This window comes from Catenulispora pinisilvae, assembly GCF_015356865.1.
GTDB lineage: Bacteria > Actinomycetota > Actinomycetes > Streptomycetales > Catenulisporaceae > Catenulispora > Catenulispora pinisilvae.
Window position 1 is genome coordinate 158,339 of the sequence record NZ_JAAFZA010000001.1, and the last position, 14,061, is coordinate 172,399.

12 protein-coding genes are annotated in these 14,061 nt (G+C 71.0%); 7 read left to right on the plus strand and 5 right to left on the minus strand.

Translation table 11 applies throughout. The annotated features are described in order from the left end of the window. Nucleotides 1-62: 62 nt before the first annotated feature. Both IZR01_RS00690 and IZR01_RS00695 read right to left on the minus strand, forming a co-directional pair. Nucleotides 63-1,742: an acetolactate synthase gene (locus IZR01_RS00690; protein WP_194922477.1), complete on the minus strand. Its 1,680-nt coding sequence runs from the start codon at nucleotides 1,740-1,742 to the stop codon at nucleotides 63-65. A 198-nt stretch (nucleotides 1,743-1,940) separates the two neighbouring features. Beyond that, entirely contained in the window at nucleotides 1,941-3,026 is a 1,086-nt protein-coding gene (locus IZR01_RS00695) for an aldo/keto reductase (RefSeq protein ID WP_194922478.1), read from the minus strand. A gap of 97 nt (nucleotides 3,027-3,123) precedes the next feature. Between IZR01_RS00695 and IZR01_RS00700 the strand changes: the two genes are divergently transcribed. Beyond that, on the plus strand, nucleotides 3,124-3,960 hold the full coding sequence (locus IZR01_RS00700) for a helix-turn-helix transcriptional regulator (RefSeq protein WP_194922479.1): 837 nt from the start codon (nucleotides 3,124-3,126) through the stop codon (nucleotides 3,958-3,960). A 61-nt stretch (nucleotides 3,961-4,021) separates the two neighbouring features. On the opposite strand, the gene bioB is transcribed toward IZR01_RS00700, so the two are convergent. The 3 genes from bioB to IZR01_RS00715 form a co-directional block, all read right to left on the minus strand. Continuing rightward, nucleotides 4,022-5,035, minus strand: a complete 1,014-nt coding sequence (bioB, locus tag IZR01_RS00705; RefSeq protein ID WP_194897386.1) for a biotin synthase BioB — start codon at nucleotides 5,033-5,035, stop codon at nucleotides 4,022-4,024. A gap of 3 nt (nucleotides 5,036-5,038) precedes the next feature. Next, nucleotides 5,039-5,767 carry a dethiobiotin synthase gene (gene bioD, locus IZR01_RS00710; RefSeq protein WP_194897385.1) on the minus strand — a complete coding sequence of 243 codons (729 nt, stop codon included), beginning with the start codon at nucleotides 5,765-5,767 and terminating at the stop codon, nucleotides 5,039-5,041. A 97-nt stretch (nucleotides 5,768-5,864) separates the two neighbouring features. Continuing rightward, complete coding sequence (locus tag IZR01_RS00715; RefSeq protein ID WP_228555487.1) at nucleotides 5,865-6,674, minus strand: GntR family transcriptional regulator; 810 nt, start codon at nucleotides 6,672-6,674, stop codon at nucleotides 5,865-5,867. Nucleotides 6,675-7,108: 434 nt separating this feature from the next. On the opposite strand from IZR01_RS00715, the gene IZR01_RS00720 reads away from it, so the two are divergent. From IZR01_RS00720 to IZR01_RS00745, 6 genes are all read left to right on the plus strand, one after another. Then, complete coding sequence (locus IZR01_RS00720) at nucleotides 7,109-8,494, plus strand: extracellular solute-binding protein (protein ID WP_194922480.1); 1,386 nt, start codon at nucleotides 7,109-7,111, stop codon at nucleotides 8,492-8,494. Nucleotides 8,495-8,752: 258 nt separating this feature from the next. After that, entirely contained in the window at nucleotides 8,753-9,655 is a 903-nt protein-coding gene (locus IZR01_RS00725) for a carbohydrate ABC transporter permease (RefSeq protein ID WP_323746561.1), read from the plus strand. Next, the gene (locus tag IZR01_RS00730) at nucleotides 9,652-10,500 is read left to right on the plus strand and encodes a carbohydrate ABC transporter permease (protein WP_323746560.1); all 849 of its coding nucleotides are present in this window, start codon (nucleotides 9,652-9,654) and stop codon (nucleotides 10,498-10,500) included. The genes IZR01_RS00725 and IZR01_RS00730 overlap by 4 nt, the downstream gene beginning before the upstream one ends. A 15-nt stretch (nucleotides 10,501-10,515) precedes the next feature. Beyond that, the gene (locus IZR01_RS00735) at nucleotides 10,516-12,177 is read left to right on the plus strand and encodes a glycoside hydrolase family 3 protein (protein WP_194922481.1); all 1,662 of its coding nucleotides are present in this window, start codon (nucleotides 10,516-10,518) and stop codon (nucleotides 12,175-12,177) included. A 60-nt stretch (nucleotides 12,178-12,237) separates the two neighbouring features. Beyond that, on the plus strand, nucleotides 12,238-13,257 hold the full coding sequence (locus IZR01_RS00740; protein WP_194900034.1) for an SIS domain-containing protein: 1,020 nt from the start codon (nucleotides 12,238-12,240) through the stop codon (nucleotides 13,255-13,257). Between the two features lie 183 nt (nucleotides 13,258-13,440). Continuing rightward, nucleotides 13,441-13,959, plus strand: a complete 519-nt coding sequence (locus IZR01_RS00745) for a SigE family RNA polymerase sigma factor (protein ID WP_194922482.1) — start codon at nucleotides 13,441-13,443, stop codon at nucleotides 13,957-13,959. The last annotated feature ends 102 nt before the right edge of the window (nucleotides 13,960-14,061 follow it).

Consider the following 14,061-nt stretch of genomic DNA (forward strand, 5'->3'; position numbering starts at 1 on the left):
CTCCGCCGCGCTGCGACACTTTCAGCTCGGTACTCGATATTCGCGCGATATCCAGTCGATACTCACAGCCCCGTGGTCGAGCGCGGATACGCGATGGTCTGGTCGGTCGCGATGTTGACCAGGTACGGCAGCCCCGAGGCGAACGCCCGGTCCAGGGCCGGCCCGATCTGCCCCGGGTCCGTGACGAACTCCCCGCCGCCGCCCAGCGCCTCGACGACCTTGTCGTAGCGGGCGTCCGGGTTCAGGTCGGCGGCGACGTCGTAGCCGTACAGCGCCTGCATCGGGTGCTTCTCCAAGCCCCAGCACGCGTTGTTGCCCATCACCATCACCACCGGCAGCCCGTGCCGCACCAGGGTGTCCACGTCCATCAGCGAGAAGCCGGCGGCGCCGTCCCCGAACATCAGCACCACCTGCGAGGTCGGCCGCGCCAGCCGGGCCGCGATCGCGTAGCCCAGGCCGGTGCCCAGGCAGCCGTAGGGGCCCGGGTCCAGCCAGCAGCCGGCCCGGCCCGGCTCCACGAACCGGCCGGCGAACGACACGAAGTCGCCGCCGTCGCCGATCACCACGGCGTCGTCGGCCAGCCGGGGCAGCAGTTCGCCGTAGACGCGGGCCGGGTGGATGGGGTCGGACGCGGACGTCAGCAGGTCCCGGTCGGCGGCGATGGCCGCGGAGGCCTTGTCCTGCAACGCGGTCAGCCAGTCCGCGTAGGCACCGGATTTCGTACCCTTGCGCCAGGACTCCGCGATGCCCTCGAAGGCCGCGGCCAGGTCGCCGGCCGCGCTCGCCGCCAGCCCGACGTGGCTGCTGATCTGCTCCGGGGAGTCGACCAGGTGGACCACCGGCGCCAGCGGGTTGCCGTCACGGCCGCCGAACAGCCCGTAGCCCAGGCGGAAGTCCAGCGGGGTGCCGACGACGATCACCAGGTCCGCGCCGCCGAACGCGGCCGAGCGGGCCCGGGTGACCAGCTGCCGGTGGCCGCGCGGCAGGATGCCGCGGCCCATGCCGTTGGTGATCACCGGGACGCCGGTCTCCTCGGCGAAGGCCACCGCGGCGGTCTCGGCGCCGTCCATCCACACGTCGGAACCCAGCACCAGCACCGGCTTGGCGGCGCGGGCGAGCAGATCACCGATCTTCGCCAGCGCCTCCGGATCCGGGACGACCGCTTTGCGGGCTCCCACTGTCGGCAACGGCTTGGCGTCCACGTCGAACGCCGCCTCCAGCGACAGGTCGAGGAAGACCGGACCGCGATGCGGCGCGTCGGCCAGGGCGAAGGCGCCGTCCAGGTCGGCGGCCAGCGTCGCCGTGGTGTGCACGGTCGCCGAGTGCTTGGTCACCGGCGCCAGCAGCGGCGGGTGGTCCAGCTCCTGCAAGGCGCCCTTGCCCCAGTTGGAATCCGCGGCCCGGCCGCCGAGGACGACCACCGGTGAGCCGTTGAAGTGCGCGGTGGTCACCGCCGAGACGCCGTTGGTGATGCCCGGGCCGGCGGTCAGGACCGCCAGGCCCGGCTTGCGGGTCAGCTTGGCGGTGGCCTCGGCGGCGAAGACCGCGGTCTGCTCGTGCCGGACGTCCAGGATCGGCATCGGCGGGTCGGCCTTCACCGCTCCGTCGTAGAGCGAGAAGACGTGTCCGCCGGAGAGCGTGAACATGGTCTCCACGCCGTGCGCGCGGGCCACCTCGACGGAGATCTGGCCGCCGTGCAGCGGTCGCGGGCTTTCGGGCTGTGCTTCGGTCACGACGGTCACCTGTGGTCGGTTCGGGCGGACTGGGGCGAAGTTACGAGTCAGTAGCTTTCCGCCCCGCTCCGGCTCGCGCAAGGGCCTGGAAGCCGATCCTCAGCACCCGGCGTCGAGGCGTCGGAGAGCTGACTTCACGGAACCCGCCGGCCTTGCAGGTGCTCGTCGTCCCGGCGAACAACCCGGCGACCGCCTCGCCGGATCGCGCTACACGCTCGCGGGTCCGAACCCGGCTCCGGAGGCCTGGATCGCGGCGGTGACCTCGGCCTGATCCTGCTCGGTCAGCCGCAGCGCCCCCGCGTGCAGCCAGCCGTCCACCTGCGCGGCCGTGCGCGCCCCGACGATGGCCCCGGTGACGCCCGGCCAGGCCAGCGTCCACGCGATCGCGACCTCGGCGACGCTCACGCCGTGCCGCGCCGCGATCGGCCGCAGCGCCTCGGCCACCTGGAGGTTCGCGGCCAACCCGGAGGTGAAGTCCGGGCTCTCGCGGCGCCAGTCGTCGGCCGGCAGGTTCGCCACCCGCTCGGCCGAGAACGCCCCGGTGAGCAGGCCGGACTGCATCGGCGAGTAGACGATGACGCCGGTGTCGTGCTCCTTCGCCCACGCGATGTCCGCCGCGGCCGAGCGGTTGATCGCGGAGAACGGCGGCTGGACGGCGTCGACGTGCGCGATGGACTCGGCCACGGCCAACTGCTGCGCGCTGTGGTTGGACAGCGCGATCGCGCGCACCTTGCCCTCCGCCCGCAGATCGGCCATCAGCTGCCAGTACTCGGCCAGCGGGGTGTGGTCCGGGGAGACCGAGCCGTCACCGGCGTCGCCGGGGGCGAAGCTCAGCGCCTTGCCGGTGTCCGGCCAGTGCACCTGGTAGAGGTCGACCTGCTCCACGCCCAGGCGCCGCAGCGAGGCCTCCAGCTCCCGGCGCACGCCGGCCGGCCGCATCGTGCGGATCGGCGCGGCCTGCGGGTTCTCCGGGTCCCAGACCAGCCCGGTCTTGGTGAAGATGTAGGGCCGGTCGGCCTCGGAGTAGGCCGAGACCGCCTTGCCGACCAGTTCCTCAGAGTGGCCGAGACCGTAGACCGGGGCGGTGTCGATCCAGTTGACGCCGGAGTCGACCGCGTGCCGGATCGCGGCGATCGACTCGGCGTCGTCGGTGGCGCCCCAGCTGTAGCTCCAGCCGCTGCCGGAGACGGCCCAGGAGCCGAAGCCGACGCCGGTGATGGTCAGGTCGGTGGTGCCGAGGCGGGCGGTGTCCAGGACGGTGTTCGTGCTCTGCTGCGTTGTCTCGTTCGTCATGCTTACGACGATCGGCCCTGCGCGGCCGGTTACCCAGGACCGCGCGAAGCCTAGGCACGGGATGACCAGGATGCGCCGCGCGTGTTAGGCAGGAGTCATGACCCTGGACAGACGCGCCGAACTCGGCGAGTTCCTGCGCTCCCGGCGGGCCCGGCTGAACCCGGCCGACGTGGGCCTGCCCGACTACGGCGGCCGCCGCCGGGTTCCCGGGCTGCGCCGCGAGGAGTCGGCGCTGTTGGCCGGGGTGAGCGTGGACCACTACGTGCGGCTGGAACAGGGCCGTGCGCTCCAGTTCTCCGAGGAAGTCCTCGACGCCGTGGCCCGGGCGCTGAAGCTGGATCCGACCGAGCGCGAGCACCTGTACCGGCTGGCGCGGCCGGGCCAGTCGCAGGTGTATCAGGGGACTGGCAAGCGGGAGCCGCAGTGGGTACGGCCCGGGCTCCAGCGGTTGTTGGAGTCCACGACCGACGTCCCGGCGTACGTCGTCGGCCTGGGCACCGACGTGCTGGCTTGGAACGAGCTCGCGGCCGCGCTGCTGACCGACTTCGGGGTCCTGGAGCCGCATGAGCGGAACCTCGCCTGGCTGCTCTGCCACACCGAGCACTTCAGCGGGCTGTTCCAAGACCCGGCCGCGAAGATGGCGGACATCGCGGCATACCTGCGTTTCGACCTCGGTCGGCACCCCGATGATCCGGCGCTCGGCACGCTGATCGGACAGCTGTGCCGGAACCCGGACTTCGCCGAGGTGTGGGCGCGGCACGACGTGCGCGACAAGACGCACGGCAGCTACACCTACCGGAACCCGGTCGTCGGCGAGATCACCCTGGAATACGAGACCTTCCGTGCCCCCGACGACCCGGACCAGGCGCTGATCCTGCACACCGTGCCGGAGGGTTCGTCGTCCGAGGCGGCGCTGCGGCTGCTGGCGGCGTGAACGGCGACGGCCCGGGTCGGATGACCGCCCCGGACCGCCCGGTGGCCGTGTCGGCCGGCCGTCACAGCGTCTTCGACAGCTCCTTGATCGGCATCTCCAGCTTGGTCAGCAGCGCCAGGTCCTCCTCGGGGGAGCGGCCCAGCGTCGTCAGGTAGTTGCCGACGATGACCGCGTTGATCCCGCCCAGCAGCCCCTGCTCGGTGCCCAGGTCGCCCAGGGTGATCTCGCGGCCGCCGGCGTAGCGCAGGATGGTGCGCGGCAGCGCCAGCCGGAAGGCGGCGATGGTCTTCAGCGCCTCCTTGGCGCCGAGCGGCTCCAACTCGCCGAACGGCGTGCCCGGGCGCGGGTTGAGGAAGTTGAGCGGGACCTCGTCCGGGGTCAGGGACGCCAGCTGCGCGGCGAACTCGGCGCGCTGCTCCAGGCTCTCGCCCATGCCGACGATGCCGCCGCAGCAGACCTCCATGCCGGCGTCGCGGACCATCGTCAGGGTTTCCCAGCGCTCCTCCCAGGTGTGGGTGGTGACCACGTTGGGGAAGTGGGAGCGCGCGGTCTCCAGGTTGTGGTTGTAGCGGTGCACACCCATGTCGGCCAGGTCGTCGACCTGCTCCTGGGTCAGCATCCCGAGCGAGGCGGCGACCTGGATGTCGACCGCGTCCTGGATCGCCTTCACGCCCTGGCGCATCTGCTTCATCAGGCGCTCGTCCGGGCCGCGGACCGCCGCGACGATGCAGAACTCGGTGGCGCCGGTGGCCGCGGTCTGCTTGGCCGCCTCGACGAGTTCGGGGATGTTCAGCCACGCGGCGCGCACCGGCGAGGGGAACAGGCCGGACTGCGAGCAGAAGTGGCAGTCCTCCGGGCAGCCGCCGGTCTTCACCGAGACGATGCCCTCGACCTCGACCTCCGGGCCGCACCACTTCTCGCGGACCTCGTGCGCCAGCCGCAACAGCTCCGGCAGCGCCTCGTCGGGCAGCCGCAGGACTTGAAGCACCTGCTCCTCGGTCAGCCCCACGCCCTCGTCCAGCACCTGGCGCCGGGCGGCGCCGAGGATATCGAGGTCTTGTTCAGTGGTTGTCATAAGTCAGGCCGCCTTCCGAGGGTCCCAGGTCTGCCGAAATTCTGCCGGATCGAAGGTGCCGCCGAACGCCGGGGCCAGTCCGGCCCGGGCGGCGAGCAGGAAGTCGGCGGGATCGAGCCGCCCGGCGCCTTCGGGGAGCGCGCCGGCCAGGGGGCGGGCGCCGATCGTCTCCAGGTCGCGGATGTTGCTGCGCATCGCCAGGTCCGGTGTGGTCGGCCAGGAGCCCAGCACGATGCCGGCCAGGTCCAGACCGCGGGCGGCCATCGCCTCCAGGGTGAGCGCGGCGATGTTCAGGGTGCCCAGGTGAGGGTGCGCGACCAGCAGCAGCGGCGCCTTGAGCGCGTGCGCCAGGTCGGCCAGGGTGCTGCCGTCCTCGTCGTTGCGGACCAGCAGGCCCCCGGCGCCCTCGACGAGGACCAGTCGCCGATTGTCGGCCAGGTCCTGGATGCGCCGGACGGTGTCGTCGAAGTCCAGCGGCGCTATGCCGGAGCGGCGGGCGGCGGCGGCCGGGGAGAGCGGGTCCGGGTAGCGGACGTACTCGTGCAGATCGGTCACACCGGCCAGCTGCCGCACGGTCGCCAGATCGCCGGGCCCGTCGGGGGTGACCCCGGTCTGCGCCGGCTTCACCACGGCCACGGAGCTGCCGCGGGTGGCGGCCAGGGTGGCGACGGCGGCCGTGACGACGGTCTTGCCGACGTCGGTGTTGGTTCCGGTGACTACGACGATGGACACGACGCGACTTTACGGCAGGCCCTGGCCCCGGCCGTGCGATCGCGGGGTGAGTTGGGACACGCTGTGCCGGTCGAGCCGCTCCCGGCCGGCCGGCCCGCTACTCGCCGTCGGGCCGCTTCAACCGCGCCACGAACTTGTACCGGTCGCCGCGGTAGACCGAGCGCACCCACTCCACCGGCTCGCCCTCGGTGTCGATCGAGTGCCGGGACAGCAGCAGCATCGGCAGGCCGGTGTCGGTGCCGAGCAGGCCGGCCTCGGTCGGGGTGGCCAGCGCGGTCTCGATGGTCTCCTCGGCCTCGCCCAGATGCACGCCGTACTCCTCGGCCAGCGCCGTGTACAGCGAGGAGTAGCGGCCGAGCAGCTTGCGCAGATTGGGGAACCGCTGCTGGGACAGGTGCGTGGTCTCGATCGCCATCGGCTCGCCGTTGGCCAGTCGCAGCCGGCTGATCCGCAGCACCTTGGCCGAGGCCCGGATGCCCAGCCGCTCGCCGAGTTCCACGCCGGCGGCGACGTATTCCATCTCCAGCAGCCGCGAGGTCGGCTCCAGCCCCTGGGCCCGCATGTCCTCGGTGTAAGAGGTCAGCTGTAGCGACTGCGCCACCTTCGGCTTGGCCACGAAGGTGCCCTTGCCCTGGATCCGCTCCAGCCGGCCCTCCACCACCAGCTCGGCCAGCGCCTGCCGGACGGTGGTGCGCGAGGTGTCGAACTCGGTCGCGAGCAGGCGTTCCGGGGGGACCGGGGTGCCCGGGGGCATCGTCTGGGTGAGATCGAGCAGGTGTTGCTTCAGGCGGTAGTACTTCGGCACGCGCACGGTTTCCAGGGCGGATTCCAGCCCTGATTCCAGCGGCGGGCTCTGGGTCGGCGGCCCTTGCGCCTCCAGAGCGATGTTCGCGGGTTCTGCGGTCATGAACGGCCCCTCCTCGTGGCCCAAAGTGCCATGGACCCGCGTGTGTGTCCAGCCGGGCGATCTCGGTGCCGACTTTGTTCGGATACCGGGGTTTACCTGGGACGGGATTATGTATGTCAGTGCTGGTTGCGTCTTGGTAACGGCTTGGACAACCGAGGTCGCGCAGTCTTGACGGCCCCAGTGGTCTATGCCAGTCTCCGGACTGGTCTAAACCAATCGGGAAGGGTCCGCCAGGCGCTTCAGGAGGCGCTTCACGGCGGTGGTACACAGCCCTGTGATTCCCGGGTGCCGACCACAACAGATCCACGAGATCCGGATACACCGGTCAACGCAGCACGGGACGGCATCGCTCAGGGTTGCCGTGTCGCGCGGTCGGTGAGTCCTTGGTGGTCGCCGTGGGTCTTTCAGATCCCTCACCTACCAAGGAGTACGGCATGAGGCGCAAGCTCATAGCCCTGTCGTCGGCGGCCGTGGCCGTGGCGCTCATGGCTTCCGCGTGCAGCTCGTCGAAGTCCGGTGGCGACTCGGCGAGTGGCACCGGCACCACCGCGGCCCCGTCCTCGAACCAGCTGGGTTCCGGCGGCACCGGCTCCACCGGGTCGCCGATCACCACGGACGGCAAGGGCAAGACCGTCAACATCTGGCTGATGCAGGACGCGCAGAAGGGCTGGGAGAACGTCGTCGACCAGGCCAACCAGCGCTTCACCGCCGAGACCGGCGCCCAGGTGAAGATCAACTGGCAGACCTGGACCAACTACGGCCAGACCGTGGACGCCGCCATCGGCTCCTCGTCGGCCCCGGACGCGATCGAGCTGGGCAACACCCAGACCGCCAAGTACATCGGCGCGAACCAGCTGGTCGACCTGACCGGGGACAAGTCCAAGTTCGACAACTCCGGCGCCTGGCTGGACAGCCTGGCCGCCTCCGGCGCCTCGCCGGACGGCAGCAAGCAGTACGCGATCCCCTACTACGCCGGCTCGCGCGTCCTGATCTACCGCAAGGACCTGTGGGACGCGGCCGGGGTGACCACCGCGCCCACCACCGTCGAGGAGCTGAAGGCGGACCTGGACAAGGTCAAGACCGCCAATGCCGCCAAGCCCAACTTCTCGGCGCTCTACCTGCCGGGCCAGAACTGGTACACCGCCATCTCCTTCGGCGCCGGCACCTACGGCGTCAACGGCGTCATCGCCAAGTCCGACGGCAACAGCTGGACCGGCACGATGACCGACCCGAAGTTCCTGCAGGGCATCCAGACCTGGGACGACCTGCAGAAGAACTACTCGGTCGGCGGCGCCACCAAGGACGAGACCGACCAGGACGCCCTGATGGCCAAGGGCAACATCTCGGCCATCATCGGCAACGGCTGGGAGGCCGCGCAGGTCTACGACCCCAAGGTCGGCGACCCGACGCTGAAGCCCGACCTGGCCGAGATCGCCGTGCCCGGCGTGACCGCGGCCGCGCCGACCCCGGCGTTCCTGGGCGGCTCGAACCTGGCCGTGCCGAGCAAGGCGGCCAACAGCAAGCTCGGTGAGGAGTGGATCCGCATCTTCACCGACACCACCAGCATGAAGCTGCTGGCGCAGAAGGCGATCCCGAACAACAAGACCCAGATCGACGACTACATCGCCGCCGACCCGGCCAACAAGGCCACCGGCGACGCGGCCAAGGGCGTCACCTGGTTCATCCCGAACTCGCCGAACTGGGCCCCGGCCGACGAGACCCAGCTGAAGACCGCGTTCGGGCAGATCGCCTCCGGTCAGGATCCGGCGACCGTGCTGAAGAGTCTTCAGGACAGCATCCTGAAGGACCTCAACAGCTAGTTCGCGACTGATCGACAAAGGGGGGAGCGGAGTGCGGCCGGCTGGGGAGCCGGTCGCACCGCCGCAGCGCACCCCGTCAGAGAACACCTGAGTGGCCGGCGTCGTGAGGGGGGGTCCTCACCGCCGGCCGCTTCCTTGCCGCCGCCTGCGAGTCGCCATCAGCGCCGGGCGCCCGAGAGGATCGCGGATCCGATGAGTGTTATCCAGAACCGGCCTTCCCAACGGGAGGTCCAAAGTCCACCGCCGAAACGGCGGGGCGTGACCGTGCGGGGCAAGTCCCTGCCCTATCTCTTCCTGGTGCCCTCGGTCGTCGTGCTCGCGACGATGATGGGCTATCCGCTGGTGCGGATGGTCCTGCTGGCGTTCCAGAACATGAACAACTACCGCAAGTTCGTCAATCCCAGCCTGGTCAGCTACGTCGGCTTCCAGACCTTCAGCTCGATCCTGTCGGACCCGCTGTTCTGGCAGGTGATCCGCCGGACCCTGGTCTGGACGGCGCTGAACGTCGCCCTGAGCATGCTCATCGCGATGGCCATCGCCGCGCTGCTGGGCCGGATCTCGCCCTGGGCCCGGGTCACCCTGATCACGGTGCTGCTGTTCGTCTGGTCCATGCCGACGATCGTCACCGGCACCGTGTTCCGCTGGCTGTTCGACAACGCCTACGGCGTCATCGACTACATCCTCTACCTGGTCGGCTTCAAGGGGATGCTGCACCACGACTGGTTCGCCGACCCGAATCAGGGCCTGTACGTCGTGGTCACCTCGGTGGTGGTCTGGGGCGCGCTGCCGTTCCTGGTCCTGGCCCTGCACGCGGGTATGACGCAGGTGCCCACCGAGCTCAAGGAAGCGGCCCGGGTGGACGGCGCCTCGCCGTTGCAGGTCTACCGGAACGTGACGCTGCCGATCCTGCGGCCGCTGCTGATGATCACCACGGCGCTGTCCTTCATCTGGGACTTCCAGGTCTTCAACCAGATCTGGACCATGCGCAACGGCGCGCCCGAGCAGGGCTACTGGACCATCGGCGTCTACCTGTTCGAGCAGGCCTTCGACCGGAACCGGTACAGCGACGGCGCGGTCATCTCGGTCGCGATGATCGTCGTCATGATGCTGGTGCTCGTCTTCTACATCCGTCAGATGCTCAGGATCGGGGATCAGAAGTGAGCGCCTACCGCCGGGCCCCCCGCCGGGCCATGACCGCGTTCTGGAACACCGTGGCGATGCTGGTCGCCATCGTGCTGGGCTTCCCGATCTACTGGATGCTGCTGACCACGGTGAAGTCGAACAAGGACCTCATCGCGCAGCACCCGACATTCTGGCCCTCGCACTGGGACTTCTCGTCGTTCTCCTCGGCGATGGACGACAACTTCGGCGCGAACCTGTGGAACACCGTCGTGATCACCCTCGGCTCGGTGGCCATCAGCCTGGTCGTCGGCCTGCTGGCGGCGCTGGCCGTGGCCCGCTTCGACTTCCGCGGCCGCAAGCCGTTCATCGTGGCGATCCTGGTGGTCCAGACGGTGCCGTTGATCACCATCCTGGTCGGCCTGCTGCCGGTGCTGAACTCCGCGAACCTGATCGGCTCGCTGGTCGGGCTCATCCTGGCCTACCTGGTCTTCACGATCCCGTTCATCATCTGGACGCTGCGTACCTACATCGTCGGCATCCCGGTCGAGCTGGACGAGGCGGCCATGGTCGACGGCTGCACCAAGGCCCAGGCCTTCCGGCGGGTCGTGCTGCCGCTGCTGGCCCCCGGGCTGGTGTCCACCGGCGTGTTCGCCTGGATCCAGGCCTGGAACGAGTTCGTGATGGCGCGGCAGATCATGGGGCCGGCCCAGAACAAGACCGCGATGGTGTGGCTGACGTTCTTCAGCAGCACACCGTCGCACGGCTCGGACTACTCCGGGCAGATGGCCGGGGCGCTGATCATCGCCGCTCCCGTCATCATCTTGTTCACCATCTTCCAAAGCCGCCTTTCGACCGGTCTCACCGCCGGCGCGGTGAAGGGGTAAGGGGTCGGCGCGCGCATGGGAGAGCAACTGCTGCGCGACGCCGCCGCCGTCCTGCAGCCGGGGTTCGTCAATGACGACTCCGGCCGGGTTCCCGACTGGGTGCGTCGCGCCCTGACGGAGGACGGTCTAGGCGGAGTCGCCTATTACGGACGGAACATAGCCGCGACGCCGGAACGCACCGGCGAGCTGTCGGCGGCGCTGCGGGCCGAGAACCCGCACGTGCTGGTCGCGGTGGACGAGGAAGGGGGCGACGTCACCCGGCTCGACGTCGCCACCGGGTCGGCGTTCCCGGGCAACTACGCCCTGGGGTTCGTGGACGACCCGGAGCTGACCGAGACGGTGGCCCGGCAGATCGGGCGCTCGTTGCGGCGCGCCGGGATCAACCTGAACTACGCGCCGGACGCGGACCTGAACACCAATCCGGACAACCCGGTGATCGGGACCCGGTCCTTCGGGGCCGATCCGGGCGTGGCGGCGCGGCACTCCGCGGCGTATGTCAGGGGTCTACAGGCGGCCGGGGTGGCCGGGTGCGCCAAGCACTTCCCCGGGCACGGCGACACGGCCGTGGACTCGCACCACGGGCTGCCGCTGGTGCAGCACTCCGACGAGGAGTGGGCCAAGCACCTGGCGCCGTTCCGGGCCGCGATCCAGGCCGGGGTGAAGTCGGTGATGACCGCGCACATCCTGGCGCCCCGCTACGACCCGGAGTTCCCGTCGACCATGAGCCGCAAGGTCCTGGTGGACCTGCTGCGCGGTGAACTCGGCTTCACCGGGCTGGTGGTCACCGACGGCATCGAGATGGCCGCCATCGCCGACACGTTCGGGATCGCCGAGGGGACGGTCCTGGCGCTGGCCGCCGGAGTCGACGCGGTCTGCGTCGGCGGCGGCCTGCGGGACGAGTGCGACTACCTGATGCTGCGCGACGCGCTGGTCGAGGCGGTGCGGGACGGCCGGCTGCCCGCCGAGCGGCTGCACGACGCCGCCACCCGGGTGCGCGAGCTGGGGGCCTGGGCCGCCGAGCAGCGTGCGACCGTGGAGGGGACGCACGCTGCTGGCGGTGCGGTGGCCGGGAGTACGGGCTCTGAGCCGCCGGGCGACACCCCGGCGGCCTCGGATGCCTCGGACGCTCCGGACGCCGTCGGCCTGACCGCCGCCCTGCGCGCGGTCCGGGTCTGCGGTGCCCCGCTGGTCCCGCTGGCCGGTCCGGCCTCGATCCTGGAGTTCGTGCCGCTGGCCAACAACGCGGCGGGCACCGCGGTGCCCTGGGGCCTGAGCCCGGTGCTCAGCGAGCTGCCGGCCGGCAGCTCGGCGGTGCGGTTCGTCGAGCCCGGCGCGCCGACCGGCTTCGCCGGCGACGACGACACCGCCGCCGCGCTGGACGCGGTGCGGCCGCGGGCGGCCGCGATCGCGTACACCCCGGCCGCGGTCTCCGAGGCCGTGGCCGCCGCCGCGGGCCGGCCCCTGGTGCTGGTGGTGCGCGACGCGCACCGGCACGCCTGGATGGCCTCGGCGCTGGCCGCCGTGACCGCCGTCCGGCCGGACGCGATCGTGGTGGAGATGGGGATCGCGTACGGTCTGGGAGAGAAGTCCGCCGGGGCGACGCAGATCGCCACTCATGGTGCGGCGCTGGTGTCCGGGCTCGCGGTCGCGCGGCTCCTGACGGAAGGGACGGCGTAGGTGAGCGATGCCAAGCCCGAGGGGATCAAATCGGGGCAGGTTCTGAAATCAGGACAGATCATGGCCCGGGAGATCGCCGAACAGCCCGCGGTATTGGAGCGGATCCTCACCGAGGGGCTGCCGCGCATCCGCGAGGCGGCCGAGGCCGTGAAGGCGGCCCACCCGCGCTTCGCGCTGCTCACCGCCCGCGGGACCAGCGACAACGCGGCGTACTACGCCAAGTACCTGATGGAGATCGCGCTCGGTCTGCCGGTCGGGCTGACCTCGATGTCGACCACCACGGCCTACCGCGCCGAGCCGGATCTGCGGGACGTGCTGTGCGTGACGGTCTCGCAGTCCGGCGGGTCCCCGGACCTGGTGGCGTACACCGAGATGGCCAAGGCCAGCGGCGGTCTGACGCTGGCGGTGACCAACGTCGCCGGCTCCCCGGTGAACCAGGCCTCCGAGTTGTCCCTGGACGTCCTGGCCGGTCCGGAGCTGGCGCTGCCGGCGACCAAGACGTACACCGCCGAGCTGCTGACGCTGTGGCTGCTGGTGGACGCGCTGCGCGGCGGCGACGGCTCGGCGGCCAAGGCGCTGCCGGAGCTGGCCGCCGCCGTGCTGGCGCGTGAGTCCGAGGTGGCCGATCTGGCGCAGCGCTACCGCTTCGCCTCCCGGCTGGTCCTGACCGCGCGCGGCTACTCCTACCCGACGGTGCGCGAGGCGGCGCTGAAGATCATGGAGACCAGCTACCTGCCGGCCCACGCCTTCTCCGGCGCGGACCTGCTGCACGGGCCGCTGGCCATGGTCGACAACGTCAGCCCGGTGGTCGCGGTGGCGGCCGAGGGGGCCGGCGGGGCGGCGCTGGAACCGGTGCTGGAGCGGCTGCACGAGCGCGGTGCGGACCTGGTCGTGGTCGGTTCGGCCGAGCATGTGGCCGGGGCGACTGCCGGGTTCGTGCTGCCGTCCGGGATCCCGGAGGAGCTCTCGCCGATCCTGGAGATCCTGCCGCTCCAGCAGCTGGCGTATCACGTGACGATGAGCCGTGGCCTGAATCCGGACGCGCCGCGAGCCCTGGCGAAGGTGACACAGACGCACTGAGGTGACACAGACGCACTGAGCAGCGCATTCTGCTGTGGGCATGGAGCCCGCCGGTCCGCTTCGGGCCGGCGGGCTCCAGGTTTTTCCGGAGATTTCCTCGCCGCGAGGGAACCCGCGGCCGGGCCGGGGCGTGTCCGATCGGTGGCGCCGATCGCCACCCTCGGACGACAAGGGGCGGATCTGATGGGCACAGCGAGATCGGAGGCGGACTTCGAGGCGTTCTACGCCGCCTCGAACCGCCGACTGCTCGGCCACGTGTACGCGATGGTCGGTGATCTGGCCGAGGCCGAGGACGCGCTCCAGGAGGCCTACGCGCGGGCCTGGCAGCGCTGGGGCCGGGTGGCGGCCTACGAGGATCCCGAGGCGTGGGTCCGCACGGTCGCCTTCCGGATCGCGGTCAGCTCCTGGCGCCGGACGGCCAACCGGCTGCGCGCGCACCGGCGCGGTGCCCGGCCGGACGTGCAGCCGGGCACCTCGCCAGACCACCTGGCACTGGTCGCCGCGCTGCGCGCGATCCCGGCCGACCAGCGGCAGGCGATCGTGCTGCACCACCTGGTGGGCCGGACCGTGGACGAGATCGCCCTGGAGACCGGCGCCCCGACCGGCACGGTGAAGTCGCGTCTGGCGCGGGGGCGCCGGGCGCTGGCCGGCCATGTCTCCGAGTACGCGGATGAGAACGAGGAGGCGGAGAACTATGTCTGAGTTCGACGAGGCCCTGGCCCGAGCCGTGCAGGACGGCATCGCGCGGGGCGGACTGCCCGGCGCCGCGGACGCGGTCCGGCGGGGGCGGCGGCGCAGCCTGCG